The following is a 14910-nucleotide window of genomic DNA, read 5'->3' as shown; positions in this document are numbered from 1 at the left end:
AGTAGAAAATGAATATTGTTGCAGAAGCGTTTGGTGCGATAGCTGTTGTTTTAAACTTTATTGGATATAGACAAAGCCATGTAGACAAATACCTACTTATTTCGGCTTTTGCGCTAGCTGCGCTAAGTGCGCACTTTTTCATGCTTGATGCCATGGCCGCCGGAGTCGGTACCTTGCTTGCCAGCGTTCGTAACTTTATTGCCATCAAGCACCGAAGTAACACCATCTTGTTTGCCTTCGTGGCGGTAAATATTGGGTTTCTCGCTTATGAGTGGTTTGTGCTAGAGCACGGTTGGATCATTTTTATCGCTTATGCATCCTCATTAATTTTTACGGTAGGATCTCTTGTTATTCGTAATACGCATACCATACGAAAAGTTTTTCTTGTTGCTGAAACCCTTGGGCTTGTTTACGCAATATCTGTAGGGAGCATCTTTGGTACCGTTTTTAACGTCAGTAACCTAATAAGTATTTTAAGTAAGCTGCGCAAGCCGAACACCTAAAAAACAAGCATATCCTTCTTATCAATTAGTCTAATACCCCTCCTTTTTTCAGGGTTTAAAAGTTCGAAATTTAGCCAGGAAAGTTCAGCTTTAAAAACCTGTGGGAAATGCGCTATCCCTTATTCTATAAGGTTTATACCAAAGTTTAATGAGCTAAAGTTCAATTTTATTTTGCGTATGTAAGCGTATCATTATCAATCAGTAAGTATGGTTTCAGCAATTTTTCCTCCGGGTGTGCAGAAGTAAACTTGTCGTGTAGTAATGAGAGGGTTGTGCGCCGTGAAACTAGTCGATAATGCAAAACAATTTGGTCAGTCTGAACTGCTTGAACAGTCATTTCAAAGCGCCATTAACGCTGGTGTCGCGGTAAATGTTTTTGAACGAGCACAACATTTCAGACAAGCGACACCCGCGAGCAACAAGCCTCGATTAGTGGAAGCGCGTACTAACCTGGAGACGGAAAAGCTTTGGAAAAAGCGTTTGACGTTACTGTTAGACGCCGAAAATAATCTTATTAAAGTTATACGCTTACGTAAAATTACTGGTATATTTACGGTACTAAGTATGGCTATGTTTTTATTTTCCCTGTACGTGGCACCTTCCATGTCGCCGGTCGCTTTTTATGGCTTGATCGCCGTTGCAGCCTTTGGCGTAGCAACGTATCCGGCATGGTTCTTAGTTTCAAAAAGTAACAGAAAACGCAGAGATCACATCTCTAGCTTGTTTTATAAAAGTAACCACGAAGTTGAGATCGTGGACGGTAAGATGACGTTAATAAACAGGGCGAACTATGCAAGTGTAACGCAAATACACATATTGGATCGCAAACTTGGATTATTCGCAAACTTATAGACATCACTATACCTCTAAGCTGATAGTAGTACTCTTAGTTGCGTCTCTTTTTCTAGGGGCGCTTTTGTTAGCGCCCATGGATGCGCTTGGCCAGCTCCTTTCTTCGATAGTCGTTCTTATTTTTGTATCGCTTTGCAGTAAAGAAGCGAGGCACACTCAAAAGTATCAACACTTATTTCGCGTTGTTGCCCTTGTTCTAGCAATCGCGCTTAGTGTTAGGTATTTACTGTGGCGGGGCCTTTACACACTGACCTATTCCGATGTTTTATCGATGATTGCAGTGTGGCTACTTTTCGCCGCTGAAATCTATGCAGGCATCACCTCTGTGTTAGGCGCTATTGTCAATGCGTTCCCTTTAAGCCGACCTTTACTTTCTTTGGAAGGAATGGATAAATCTACGTTGCCTAGTGTCGATGTTATGATTCCTAGCTATAACGAAGATGAAGAAATATTAGAAGTCACTATCCGCGCAGCAAAAATGCTGGATTATCCTAAAGAGAAACTGCATATCCATTTGCTGGATGATGGAGGGACGGATCAAAAAATCAATGCAGACAACCCGATTTCAGCCGCTCAAGCGAAGCAGCGTAGACAGGATTTACAGGCACTGTGTGAACGCTTAGGTATTACCTATCACACTCGGGCAAAAAATGAGTTTGCCAAAGCGGGTAACGTTAATAGCGCAATACAAAACACCCATGGCGACCTAATAGTGATCCTAGACGCAGATCACGTACCTACATCGGACTTCCTTGATAGAACCGTGCCTTGGATGCTTAAAAACGAGAAAGTATTTCTTGTTCAAACCCCGCACTTTATGGCGAATCCCGACCCTGTAGAGCGTAACTATTTTTCAGCATTCAGCCGTATGCCATCAGAAAATGATATGTTTTATGGCACTATCCAAAAAGGCTTAGATTATTGGGGCAGCTCGTTTTTTTGTGGTTCAGCCGCACTTATGCGCCGTAAGCATTTAGATTTGGTAGGCGGTATATCAGGTGAGTCTATTACCGAAGATGCCGAAACCGCATTGGACCTTCATAAAATGGGCTACGAGTCGGTTTATGTCGATAGACCCATGGTTAGCGGCCTTGCGCCCGAGACCTTCGATGCTTTTATTCAGCAGCGCATGCGCTGGGCACAGGGTATGACCCAAATTTTATTACTGAAAAAGCCTTTTAAAGCAGAAGGGCTAAAATGGTATCAGCGAGTGGGCTACATGAGCTCAATCATGTTCTGGTTATTCCCCTTTGCTCGTATCATCTTTTTATTTATGCCTTTGGCGTACCTTGTGTTTGGTCTACAGGTGTACCATGCCTCCATACTTGAAATCTTTGCCTATACACTGCCACACGTCATCGCTACCTACATGATATCTACCATGCTTTTTGGGCGAACACGATGGCCGCTAGTGTCTGAGCTCTACGAAATATTGCAATGTGCGTTTACGCTAAACGCGCTAGTAAAAGTCTTCTTAAAACCACGTGCACCCTCTTTCGTTGTAACCCCAAAAGGGGAGAGCTTAGAAAGAACCTTCGTGTCGCCCCTTTCTAACGTCTTTTACTGGGCAATACTTGTCATTACTTTTGCATTGGGAAGCGGTGTGTATAAGTTTATCACCGAGCCGTTAACCCGAGAGCTCACATTAGTGGTGTTGCTCTGGAATGTCTTTAATTTACTAATACTTCTGTCAGTGCTAAGTGTACTTTTAGAGCGTAAACAGGTAAGAAGTCAGGCTCGCCTGCCCGCCACCAATAGCGTGGTGATTAAGACAAATAGTGATGAAGCTTGGGTGGGTGACTTAGTTGACCTTTCGTTAGGCGGTGCAAGGCTAAAACTAAAAGGTGAGGGAGCGTTCGTGCCAGAAAGGGCAACGCTAACGTCATGGAGCCATGCACTTAATAAAAACGTACACATCGCTATTGTTGTACTTCACTACGACAGTAAATCAAAAGTACTTCGGGTGCGCTTTACACCAGAAACTGAAGAACAAAAAAGTGAGGCTATCGCGTTTGCGCTTTGTGACAGTTTGCGCTGGTTAGCTTTTCAGCGACGCAGAACCAGACCTATTTCTTACTGGTTTGGCGCTAAACACGTATTAAAAGTTGGGCTAAAGCCTGTTTTATTACATATGCTTGTATTAATGGGGAAATTCGCTAGCCAATTAGGGTTACTACCTAAAGCGGCAAAGGATAGTTAATGATAAAAAAATACCTTATTTTCACCTTGTGTTTGTGCATGTCGTTAACCCTAGCGGCGCAAACCGAGACATATCGGTTGACGGATTTTTTTGGTGGTGACGGTACCGTACGCCTTGAGGGAAAATCTGCTTCGCTGGACATCTCGATCCCATTAAGTTCAGTTACCAACATTAACAGCGCGCAGTTAAGATTAGAGGTGATGAGCTCTCAAGCACTGATAAAAAAACGCTCTCAACTTTATGTCAGGTTTAATAATGCGACGATAGGACAGGTAGCATTTGATCCGGATAGACCATCGCTAGTGTCAGAGATAGAAATTCCTAATACGCTGTGGCGCGCGGGTTTCAATACCCTAACACTGGCGGTAAGTCAGCATTATGCTGAGCAATGTGTAGATGGTAGTGCGCCTGAGTTGTGGAGTGAAATAAATGCCTATACCTCCACATTGAAAATTGACGCTTCAACTGCTGAAACACGCTTTATGCTAGATGAACTAAGCGGCTTTTTTAACCCCGGTATTGGCGGACAGAGAGGCGTGCAACTCTATACCGCACGCGAGGCTGACAGTGAGCTAAAACAGCAAGCGCTCCCTATTGTGGCGCAAGCCTTGGCGCTTAGAAACCAGTATCAGCCACTTATCATAGAGAGCGACACTTTTGATGACGGATATGTGTTACCTCAGTTAGATGAAACTGAAAATAGCGAGTGGAACGAACAAAACATAGCCCGTTATGAACGTTCGGCTTGGTATTTAACGGCAAAACCCAAACAACCGGTTCACGTATTGGTAGGCACTGTAGAAGCGCTATCGCCGGTATTATCTGATGAAGTAATTAACCAAATTGACGGTGCGTTTCTTAAAGCCCAACGCACTCCAGCATTTATTACGGACAATAAAGTGATAGTGCCTGCAAGTTACCGACTTATTGTGAGTGGTACTACCCAAAGTGAAGTACTAGAAGCAGCAAAAGCGCTGGCGATAATGGATGATGCTATTAATCCAATTTCCCAGGTAACCGTGCTTTCTCAAACTCAAATGGACGCAGACACGCTTCAACGCAATCGAGTACTTACCCCCGATAATCGTTATTTTTTCCAACAACTTGGCGCATCTACGTCACAGTTTAGAGGGGAGGGAAGTTTTAATAAGCGGGTGTCGTTCAGGCTGCCTGCTGATTTCTATGTACCGGAAAATGCGAGCGTCAATTTACTGCTCAATTTTGGCTATGGCGCGGGTTTTGGACCTGGCTCGGTGATGAATGTAAGTGTAAACGACGAATTGGTTCACGGCTTGTCGCTAAACAATGAGAACGGCCAGTCTTTCAGAGACTACCAGCTTCGAGTGCCTGCGCGGTTCTTTAAAGGCGGCGTAAACTATATTGATTTTGATGTCGCTTTGAACGCGCCGCTTGCCGGAGTGCCTTGTGATGATGTTGCAGGAAAACACCTAGTATTCCAGCTTGTTGATTCTTCATCTATAGAATTACCCAATGCAGGTAATGTAGCTGTACAGCCGAACTTAGCATTATTCGCTGAAACTGCGTACCCGTTTGCCCGTTTTAAAACTGCCCCTGCTTCAACGATTGCCATTCCTTCAGAGCAGTATTTAGATACAGCCCTTACCCTTTCCGCAAAGTTAGCGCAGGTCGCACAAGTACCTTTGCTAAATGTTCAAATAGCAATGGGTAGTGAGGTAACGAAAGAGGGCTCGATAATCGTTTTGGGCACGCCAGAAACCCTTTCGCAACTAGAACAGTCTGAATTTAGTACTGCCATAGAGGCCACGAAACGCTGGTCTTATCGACTGCAGAATAATTTGTATAACCATATTCGCACCGTAACCGGCGATGAGTCTTTTAAAGAAATGCGAACCAATGGTCAGACTGTACAAAAAAATGATTTAGGTGAGCAGGCGATTTTGACCGCGCAAGCGCACCCAACCTCATCGCAAACCGACACCTTATTCATTGTTGCTGCGCAAACCCCTGAGCTGTTACAAACAAGAGTGACTGAGCTTGTTAGTCTTTCAATGTGGGGCCATATGGCAGGCGATTTCTTTGCGTGGAAAGATGCACTATCACCATCACTTGTTATGCAAGTAAATGACAAATACGAAGTAGGTGAAGCTGACGATAACTGGCTGCATTTAAGGCTTTGGCTTTCTAACAACCCTTGGTATTGGTTGATTGGGTTTGTCGTTACTGTCTTCGTGGTAAGCTTAATTATCTACCTATTACTTAAGCGCAGAAATAAACAAGTACAAGACTCATGGTAACCGGATTTAAGGCAACAAAAATGCTGCTGGCGATAGCACTAACCCTATTGTTAGTGTCGTGCTCCACAAAAGAAGACAATGCTTTTAAATCGCAATTTATGGCGTATAAAGCGCTATTTATCGACGGCGGGCGTGTGGTAGATACGGGGAACGATGAGGTGTCGCACAGCGAAGGACAAGGTTACGGCATGCTATTCGCTGTAGCAGCCGACGATAAAGATACCTTCGATGCCCTATGGCACTGGACCCAGCGCACGCTTTTGCGCAGCGATGGGCTTTTCAGCTGGCGGTATCGACCTTGTGCCGATAATTCGGAGTCGTGTATAGACGACCCGAATAATGCATCAGATGGCGAGATTTTAATTGCATGGGCCTTGTTACGGGCCAGTAAAAAGTGGGGAATAAAGGGATATCAAGACGAAGCTGGCAAGATTGTTCAGGCTGTAGAGCAAAAGCTGTTGGTAGAACATCAAGGTAGCGTGATGTTACTACCTGGTGAGTACGGCTTCACCTCACAAAGCGGGGGGCAAAAGAGCCTCCAGCTTAATCTGTCATACTGGGTTTTTCCCGCGCTTACAGATTTATCTGCCCTATCCAATACACCGTCGCGATGGCAAAAGCTCCATCAAACTGGGCTTACTTTGCTTTCGAACATGCAATTTTCATCCTATCAACTGCCAAGCGACTGGGTGCGTTTTGAACCCCGCAATAGTGGTTCAGCAAAGTCAGGTTTATCCGGTGAGCTCACCCTAACCAACGTGGTATCTGCAGAGTTTGGCTTTAACGCTATTCGCATTCCGCTGCAGTTGGCATGGTCCGTACAGGTCCGAGACAACGCGGCATTAGCCGAAGAACTTTTTGCGCCCTATTATCAATGGTGGGCTAAAACGCCTACTCCAGCCACTGTTAATCTACTTACCGAGCAAACCGCTGAATATGAGATGACACCCGGCATGCAGTCGGTGAAGTTAGCCGTCAAGTACCTTATGAAATCTGAAGAACCAGTGTGGCCAACAGTTAATCGCAAGATGGACTATTACTCGGCCAGTTTAACGCTGCTCTCTATGCTAGCGGTGTCGGATAACGCATCGTGAAAACGCGCTTTACCCCCCGTATCTTATTTGTGGTATTAGGAGCGGTAAGTATCTCCTACCTGCCACAACAGGCTTTCGGACAAACCAAAACAACCTATAAAGAAAAAGATTTAGGCTTACTTCCCGCGCCCAATGCGCAGCCTGACTTAACGGGGCTTTGGTATCACATTAACGAAAAGCAAATTAAACAGGCGAACGACGAATATAGGCGTTTAAAAAACAGTTATCCTACTTGGGATGTGCCTGAAGAAGTAAAGAGAGAGTTAGACAGGATAAACGGCAGGCTTAAACCCGCTCCCGCAGTACCTATTGCGACGTCCTCTGAGTCAGCAAGTAACGCTTTGCAAAAGGAACAGACAAATAAGGCATTTCAACCGCAAAAGCCACTCTCAAAGTCTTTGCCTTTGGAGCAGTTTGCCCAACTAACGCCTAAAGCGCGCGCTAACACATCAAAACAAAAGATTGAAACCTTGGCTGCGCTAAGCAAACAGCTAAAGCGTACCGACTTTTATCTGCTCATGGGTTGGACAGCTGTAGATAAAGGAATGCTAAAGACTGCTGAGCAGCAGTTCGCACTGGCGTTGCAATCGTCGGTTCGCGATATCGATAAACAGTCTGCCCAGCAAGGGCTAAACAGTGTGACTGGTGTGAAGCTGCAGCAATCACTTGCGCTGCGAGATGTTGAGGCGCTAGAACAGTACCTTAATGCTGATAACAGCGGCTACGCGAAAGAAGTGTTACAGGGCGCAGCTTGGCAGCAGTACGACAAGAAAGATTTCAAATTTGCTGACGCTTTGTTTCGCTTAGTTAACGACAATGAAGGTCGTTATTTAGCCCTTACTGCGCAAAGAAGTGAAGAGGCGCAAGACAAAGCATTTGAGCTGGCCTGTCAATTAAGCAAAGAAGCTTTTATTAGGCGATGCGCGGATGCGCTTGCCAGCCGTCAGGCAAAGTTTTATGACCTAAGGCGCTATAAGCAAAGTATTGAGGCGGGTGAAAAGCTCTCCCGTTTGCGGCCTCTCAATGTTGATGAGCAAGCGCTAATAGGGTGGGCGGCAAAAGCGCTTCAGGACACTGGCAAAGCCACCAACGCTTTTGAAAATGTGCTTGTTGTATCGCCAGATGATACCGTTATTGCTAATGAACTGGTGACCCTAAATCAATATAACGAGTCTGAGCTTAACCGGTTAGCGCTAAAGTTTACTGCGGTAAAAGCAATACAGCAGCAGCGGGTTACACGCAGCGCGTGGCCGCGAAAGCAATTTTTACTTGCTTATAACAGCAACGATGAACGGGTAACTGCGGCGCAGTACAAAGAGGGGATTAGCGCGCTGTATGGCGTGACTACGCGTAGCCGCAGCGGGGACGAAGGGCTTGGTAATTTCGACGTCTTTTCACATTATGTAGGTATTGGCAGCGGTTATGACAATTGGCTATGGCAGGTGTCCCTAGACTATAAGCAGTTCTACAGCGGCAGTCCACAAAGCGGAGATTGGTTTGGCGATAGGCAGTTAAGTAATACTTTTACAGGCATTAGTGGTTTTGAGGACATAGGGCTTCGCGGCGAGGTGCATTATCAGTCGCCTAGCTTTAACTTTTATGCCAATCTCGAATACGCCATGTTCGACCAACCTGTTGACGCCAAAGTAACAGGCCAGCTATCTGCAACCAAGTTTCTTACCAGTACGACGGTTGCGGCAACCTTGTTTAGAAAAGCGAAAGAAGACAGCTTGTTAAGCCAAACCGGTACTTTCAATGCAGACCACCAGAAGCCTTGGGGCTTTGTGATTGAAAGCGGTGTAAGAGGGTTAGTGGCGCATTCAATAGCTGATAACATGTCAGTTGCCGGTACCGCGCAAATAAGCCGCTTAGAAGGCGAGCGGGTTGCCGATAATAGCGCGCTATCGCTTCGTGGTGATGTTAGCTATGATATTGCTAGTGTGGTGTCATCCCAGCTTGATTATTGGCGTGTAGGGCCGTTTTTAAGCTACACGAGTTACGATAAAAACTTAAGCGGGTTTACCATAGGCAACGGTGGTTACTTTAGCCCAAGCCAGTTTGTAAGTATTGGTGGCTATTCAGAGTTGCTAACCCTTGAAGCCTTAAACTGGCAAGTGAAGCTGCGCAGCTCTCTTGCACTCTCCCGTGTTGAACAAGACGACGATCTTCGCTTTCCTATTGGTGGCGCTGCTTCATCCGAAGATAATAACAAAACGCTTGGCGAAAGCTCTGATACAGGCTTGAGCGGAAACCTGATGGCTGAAGGGCAGTATCGCTTTAATAACAACTGGATTGTGGCGGGCTACATCGGTAAGGCCTTCGCAGTTGAGTATCAGGCGTTTGAAGCCGGTATTCAAATAAGGTGGCGAGAAGGGCAAGGCACAGGCGTGACAAGTGATGAACTGTTACTGTCTTCGCCCAGACTTAGCGGCTTTGCACTGTAAAGCCGCTATGCCTGCGGTTAACGACATCATTTCAATGTCTAGCTAACCTTTTTACGCCTGGTTCTTTCTACGTCTGGCTAACATAAGGAAACTCGCTCCAAATAACAGGGCAATGGAGGCCGGTTCGCTAACGTTGATAGCACCAAACTGGTAGTTATTTATTTGGCCTGTTGGCGCCATGTAAGTTTCACCTTCATCGTTTATTAATTCTACTAGTGGTGTAACTAAACTATTAGCAATCACATTGCCGTCTACGTGGCCATTATAAAAGCTTAGTTCTGCGTAAGGGGCCAGTACGCTACCCTTAACACCTACGCTGTGTAGCGTAAGAAAATCAGCATCGACGAAGTTAAACAGAATATTGTTGGTATAAAGCCCATCGTGACGCTGGCCTTTGTTGTTATCGTTGTCTCTGTATTGGCCATTTTCTCTAAAGTATTCGTTTTCTTTCGTGAACGCAGTATTGAAAAAGCCCGTATTAAACAACTCGACCGACTCACCATATACATTAATAATGTTATAGCTGGTGGTAGAGAAATCGTAAACGATACCTTTGTTGGCCGCACTAAACCAACTTGAGTCAACGTCATAGATATTAATATCATCAGAGCCAGAGAAGGTGATGGTATTCACTTTGGCTGTGTTCGGGTCGGAACACACTACCGCTGTGTTAGGATCGTTGGCTTCTGTACATGTCAACGTTGTGGTGCCATTCGACGTCATTGATGCAAACGCTTGAGATTGCGCCGTAACTTCAGAAGCAATAGCATTGAAATCAACGTTTTCAACAACAGCCTTGCTGACAGTGTCTTGCTCAACGGCCGCTGCACTTGACCCGTTGAGAGCGGTAAAATTATTAACGTCGTTGAGTGTTACTACGCCGTTAACTTCACTACTATCTAGCTCAACGTTAGATTCCGCGAATACATTGCCATTGGCAACTTGTGAACCATATTCACTGGTATTGCTCACACTGTCGTAGACGCTGTTAGGCCCGCCAAGTTTTACCGTGTTAGCGTGAACATCACCTGAAACCACTTTTGAGTTACCAAGTTTTACGTCGCCTTGAGAGGTAATACCACCAGACTCGACGGTCGAGTTAATAAGGTTAACGGTTTGCTGAGCGTTGAGGGCGTTATCGAAAGTAAGTTCGGAGCCAAACACCATGCCAGATACAGTCGTAGGACCGCCGTGTACGTCACCTCGAGTGAAATGAAGATTGCCGCCTACAGACAACGCAGACTCGGACACACTCGGTGATAGCAGCAAACCGACATTAAAATCGGTTACGTTCATTTCGCCGCCAACGGCCAGACGGCCTTCAACGTCAGAGCGTTCGCCTTCAAAGTTTTCGAAGATAAAGGCGTTATAGTTGAACGCTTCGCTTAGTTCTATTGTTGCTGCAGACACCTGGGGCGCTGACATAACCGCTGCAACTACAGCAGTATAAAGTATTTTTTTGTGCATAATGGCTCCAGTGACATCCGAGTCTGGAACCGAGTTTCAACATGGGTTTTCCAGACACACCGAATGGTACGATCTGAACAAAATTCATGCGATAGCACAAGAGATACTTTGGTATAAGGTCCTATACGAAAAAAGCCACCCGAAGGTGGCTTTTCTTAATTTTCGCTTGATTAAGACCGAGCTTTAGCTGCTCTTCTTAACCAAAACAGATACTTTTTCGATACCTGCGATTTTAACTTGGTTCATAACCTCTACCACAGTACCGTGCTCGCTATCTTCGTGAGCCTGGATAGCAGCTGAATCCGTGTTGTTTTCCGCTAGGTATGTTTGCGTGTTTGCAACCACACGACGAATATCAACTTCACGGCCACCCATCATGATTGAGCCATCAGCATCAATACGAATAGAAAGCGCTTTTGAAGGCTTATCGTTTTTAGCTTGATTGTCTTCTGGGCGGTTTACGTCTAAACCTTTCTCTTTCACGAACGAGGTCGTTACGATGAAGAAAATCAACATGATGAACACGATGTCCAACATGGGGGTCATATCAATCTGAGCCTCGTCTTCAGCCGAGGTATGCTTTTTTCTTTTCATCTCGTCTTCTTTCTTCTGTTACGTTCGAGCCATTTAGTATACTGCTTGTTACAAAAATATACAGACTTTTGTATAAAAACAGTGTGCTCATTAACACTTGTTGTTGAAAAAATACTCAGTTTCACGGTAATAAAACAACAAACTAGGTTTGTTTGCGTGAAATAGCGACACCTAATTGGTAAAAATACAACATCAATGCCTGGTTGAGTGATGTACGCAAGTTACCATGAGGATAAATGCCAAGTCTAGCTTCCGTTGATTTTTTTGTACCTTGCACCAAAAACGCATTTTTGATCTCGTGATCTTGAATACAGGCTTCAAATGCTCGGGCAGCCATCTCCTGAGGCATAGCATAATAATACATTTTTAGCGCGCGATCAGCTTCTACGGATCGTACAAAGTACTCATTTGGCCTTTTTTGATCATTTAAAAACAAAAGTGAGAAGCAATCGCTCAATTTTTGATTCAATGGGTGAGGGTTCATAGGCGCATTGTCTAGCCACGCCTGTGTTGCAAAACTGCCTGCAGCTATGCCTTCAAACATACGAGGCGCAATGTAGTGGTCGAACGCGTGAAACCACTCATGAGCCAACGCACCGGCACCCGCGTTTTTCGCCAAGGCAAGCTGTCGCTTTGCGCTATTGTAATGCGCGCTGCTGTGTTTTTGGCCGCCACTGCCAAACGCAAGAGAAAGGGATCCGTTTAGCGAGAGCACCTGTTCATTTATATTTAAGATCGCAACTAGATCGTAAAGGGCATCAAAAAAAAGATTCGCTGCGATCTGCTGTTCTTCAGCGGTTACCCATCGGCCAACCGTGATGGTGGCAAAATTGAACAGTTTGCGAATGTCTTGAAAGGAAACGTCTGCGCCATCCCTATGACTTGGGCTATTGCGATAAAACTGCTGATGTAGGCGGCCTTTATTGTCCAACGTTTGTGTCCGTTTTTAACAGGAGTTAGGCCATAGAGACCAGTAATTTCTCACACCATGCTTCAATACGCGCATCGGTTTTGTCGTATTGATTTTCATCATCTAGTGATAAGCCAACGAACTGGGTTTTGTCTTCAGTTAGCGCTTTTGAGGCCGTGAATTCATAGCCTTCATTTGGCCAATAGCCCACGATATTGCTGCCTGAGGGTACAATTGCATCGTGAAGCATACCTAGTGCATCTTGAAACCATTCTCCATACCCAAGCTGATCGCCAAGGCCAAATAACGCAATGGTTTTGCCAGACAGGTCTAAGCCGTGAACCTCTTCCCAGTGTGACTCCCAATCTTCCTGAAGTTCACCGAAATCCCACGTTGAAATGCCAAATATAATAATGTCGTATTCTGCGGTGCGCGTTAAACTGACATCTTTAATATTGTGCAAATCAACGATGTCTTCGTCAAAAAGGCTATTGAGCTGCGCTTGAATCTTTTCTGCCGCCATTTCGGTATAGCAGGTTGTAGAGCCGTAAAATAACCCGATTGACAGTGCGCTATCACTCATTAGATACCTCTTTTCAACTAATCGTTTTTTGAAGTGGGGAATTCTACCTCTTTACCGTTGCTCAACAAAGCCTTGCACTGCACATCGGTGTTTTTATGTGAAATTTTTAATACACCTATTGCACATCCGTTGAATAATTCGCCATACCCCATACTTGGCTCTCTTGCTTTTACCGACATATTTCTTCGACGAGTAAAAAGGTTCAATGGCGATTTAGAGCGATAAAGAATGCGGTTTAGTCTATCTAGCCATTTGATCAATCCATCGGGGAAGGCGTTTTTTAAACCGCTACAGGTGAATTGCGTGATATGAGGGCTGTTGCGACGAAAACGCAGCCGTACGTCGTACACGAAAGAATAGTGTACGTCGCCAGATAATATGATGAACTCAGGTGGCGTTTTGTAATGCCTAAAAATGTTGAGCATTACGTTTGCCGTACCTTTATGGGCCATCCAGTTCTCAGCATCCACGGTGAGGGCTTTACCAAAAAAGGTAAACACTTTTTGAATGGCCTCGATAACTTTTACGCCGTAAATCGGAGCGGCAGAAACAACAATAACCGACTCTTTTCCAATAATGGAGTGTTGAAAGTCGCACAGCGCTTCCCAATCCATTAAGCCGGAAGGTTTATTCATGTCAGATTCTGAGCGCCATCGCTGGGTTCGCGTATCTAAAACTTCTATAGGCGGTGTTGTATCAAGGCGATAGTGCCACTGGTCAAAATCGAGTAGGTCGTCAATGATCTCATCATGCTGAGCTATACCTTGCTCACCTGTAGACTGTTTTACTTTTTCTATTAGCGCCGTCACTTTTTTAGGAGCGTTTCCCCAGCCTTGACAGAGTAGGTAGCCAATAAGCGCGTTGCCTATCATGCGTTTAGACAATGGGTTGCCGTAAACCTCTTGTTCCCAGCCGCGGGTTAAATTCCAGTCATCGGTTACGTCGTGATCGTCAAAGATCATGTAGGTTGGAATGTGGGCAAGCGCGCGTCGCACCTGCGGCAGTTGCTTTACAAAGCCTTTAAGTGCTTCATTTTCTTTATCAAAAGTTGCGCTGTATTTGTCGGGAATACCGTCTTTATCAATCGTTATTTCGGCCCACAGTGTGTCGGACCACACCAATAAGTACATGGCAATGATTTCTGCGCTGCCTATCAGGTGGTTTTGCGCGTTTACCGATGTGAACACGGGCTTCTTTTTCGCACCAAAGAAAAGAGATGACAATACCGTGTTTGTCGAAATCTGCGGCAGCAGTTGCTCGCGTTCATAATAGCCGTGAGGGTGTGTAGCAAGTTCTTGCGTATTACTTACCACTGCGCCCTCCAGTGTCTCATGAAACAGGCCTAAACGAGCGATCACGCTATGTATGGCTTTAAGCATAGGGCCTGCAACATCATCGGCGTATATCTGATCCCCTGTCATCAGCAACAGATCAGGGAAGCTACTTTTTTGTCCAAAGGCATGTTCATGAAGCGTGTCTACCTGCGCTAACGCATCGTCACTGTGAAAATGCGGCTTGCGACACGAGCCGTGTAAGATAGTCTTTGGCGTTTCGGTAAAGTGAAAACTTAACGTCGATTGCCCTGTGTACAGAAGCGCTTGCTGCTCTTTGTGCCACCTGGCCTGGTGTTCCTTGTTATCGAAGTGAAGTTGGTAAGATACCCGAGCGCTATCGTCAAATGGTTTGGAGGCTGAAAATGAAAGTAAATGGATGAACGCGTGCGTGCCTACGCAAATGGTCTCGCTTTGACGGTCGCCGTCAATCGGCGCTTCATCATGTGACAAGGTTAATGAAGGCGCATCAGCCGAACTGGTTACTACCCATATATAACAAAGGTTAGATGTAACTTTTCTCACGATGGGCCCTGCTATGACGAGGGGCAAGTGCTGCGTAGAAATGACGTTCTCCTTCAATGTTATCGATATAGCTGCAATCAACAAGCACGGTGCATACAACGCGTAAGCCACAAATAACGCAGTGGGTCTTT

At 45.3% G+C, this 14910-nt stretch carries 11 protein-coding genes; 6 read left to right on the top strand and 5 right to left on the bottom strand.

Annotated elements, in window-relative coordinates; all coding sequences use genetic code 11:
- Window positions 1-8: 8 nt before the first annotated feature.
- From ACTRWF_RS13435 to ACTRWF_RS13410, 6 genes are all read left to right on the top strand, one after another.
- A complete protein-coding gene (locus ACTRWF_RS13435) occupies window positions 9-503 on the top strand; it encodes a YgjV family protein (protein ID WP_015068102.1) in 495 nt (164 codons plus the stop codon).
- A gap of 279 nt (window positions 504-782) precedes the next feature.
- Complete coding sequence (locus tag ACTRWF_RS13430; protein ID WP_023559898.1) at window positions 783-1355, top strand: hypothetical protein; 573 nt, start codon at window positions 783-785, stop codon at window positions 1353-1355.
- Window positions 1333-3555 (top strand): UDP-forming cellulose synthase catalytic subunit, encoded by a 2223-nt coding sequence (bcsA, locus tag ACTRWF_RS13425; protein ID WP_462835702.1) that lies wholly within the window; start codon window positions 1333-1335, stop codon window positions 3553-3555. The genes ACTRWF_RS13430 and bcsA overlap by 23 nt, the downstream gene beginning before the upstream one ends.
- Window positions 3555-5831 carry a cellulose biosynthesis cyclic di-GMP-binding regulatory protein BcsB gene (locus ACTRWF_RS13420; protein WP_462835701.1) on the top strand — a complete coding sequence of 759 codons (2277 nt, stop codon included), beginning with the start codon at window positions 3555-3557 and terminating at the stop codon, window positions 5829-5831. Before bcsA ends, ACTRWF_RS13420 begins: the two co-directional genes overlap by 1 nt.
- Window positions 5832-5851: 20 nt before the next feature.
- A complete protein-coding gene (locus ACTRWF_RS13415) occupies window positions 5852-6925 on the top strand; it encodes a glycosyl hydrolase family 8 (protein WP_462835700.1) in 1074 nt (357 codons plus the stop codon).
- Entirely contained in the window at window positions 6922-9369 is a 2448-nt protein-coding gene (locus tag ACTRWF_RS13410) for a cellulose synthase subunit BcsC-related outer membrane protein (protein ID WP_462835699.1), read from the top strand. The genes ACTRWF_RS13415 and ACTRWF_RS13410 overlap by 4 nt, the downstream gene beginning before the upstream one ends.
- A gap of 51 nt (window positions 9370-9420) precedes the next feature.
- Here the strand turns inward: ACTRWF_RS13410 and ACTRWF_RS13405 are convergent, their stop codons facing one another.
- From ACTRWF_RS13405 to ACTRWF_RS13385, 5 genes are all read right to left on the bottom strand, one after another.
- On the bottom strand, window positions 9421-10836 hold the full coding sequence (locus ACTRWF_RS13405) for a collagen-binding domain-containing protein (protein WP_462835698.1): 1416 nt from the start codon (window positions 10834-10836) through the stop codon (window positions 9421-9423).
- A gap of 183 nt (window positions 10837-11019) precedes the next feature.
- Window positions 11020-11430, bottom strand: coding sequence for an ExbD/TolR family protein (locus ACTRWF_RS13400; protein WP_015068094.1), 411 nt, complete (start codon window positions 11428-11430; stop codon window positions 11020-11022).
- Window positions 11431-11572: 142 nt separating this feature from the next.
- Window positions 11573-12361 (bottom strand): CLCA_X family protein, encoded by a 789-nt coding sequence (locus ACTRWF_RS13395; protein ID WP_012519815.1) that lies wholly within the window; start codon window positions 12359-12361, stop codon window positions 11573-11575.
- A 25-nt stretch (window positions 12362-12386) separates the two neighbouring features.
- Window positions 12387-12923, bottom strand: coding sequence for a flavodoxin FldB (fldB, locus tag ACTRWF_RS13390; protein WP_015068092.1), 537 nt, complete (start codon window positions 12921-12923; stop codon window positions 12387-12389).
- 17 nt (window positions 12924-12940) lie between these two features.
- Window positions 12941-14806, bottom strand: coding sequence for a metallophosphoesterase family protein (locus tag ACTRWF_RS13385; RefSeq protein ID WP_043960158.1), 1866 nt, complete (start codon window positions 14804-14806; stop codon window positions 12941-12943).
- Window positions 14807-14910: the final 104 nt, after the last annotated feature.

Source organism: Alteromonas sp. G5_S2_22_S1 (genome assembly GCF_054968525.1).
The sequence above is the reverse complement of the archived record's forward strand: the minus strand, read 5'-3'. Positions and strand labels throughout refer to the sequence as shown.

What these genes read in the sequence shown, in the direction of transcription:
- ACTRWF_RS13435 (WP_015068102.1), top strand. Translation starts at nt 9, where the DNA reads ATGAATATTGTTGCAGAAGCGTTTGGTGCGATAGCTGTTGTTTTAAAC.
- ACTRWF_RS13420 (WP_462835701.1), top strand. Translation starts at nt 3,555, where the DNA reads ATGATAAAAAAATACCTTATTTTCACCTTGTGTTTGTGCATGTCGTTA.
- ACTRWF_RS13415 (WP_462835700.1), top strand. Translation starts at nt 5,852, where the DNA reads ATGCTGCTGGCGATAGCACTAACCCTATTGTTAGTGTCGTGCTCCACA.
- ACTRWF_RS13405 (WP_462835698.1), bottom strand. Translation starts at nt 10,836, where the DNA reads ATGCACAAAAAAATACTTTATACTGCTGTAGTTGCAGCGGTTATGTCA.
- ACTRWF_RS13400 (WP_015068094.1), bottom strand. Translation starts at nt 11,430, where the DNA reads ATGAAAAGAAAAAAGCATACCTCGGCTGAAGACGAGGCTCAGATTGAT.
- fldB (WP_015068092.1), bottom strand. Translation starts at nt 12,923, where the DNA reads ATGAGTGATAGCGCACTGTCAATCGGGTTATTTTACGGCTCTACAACC.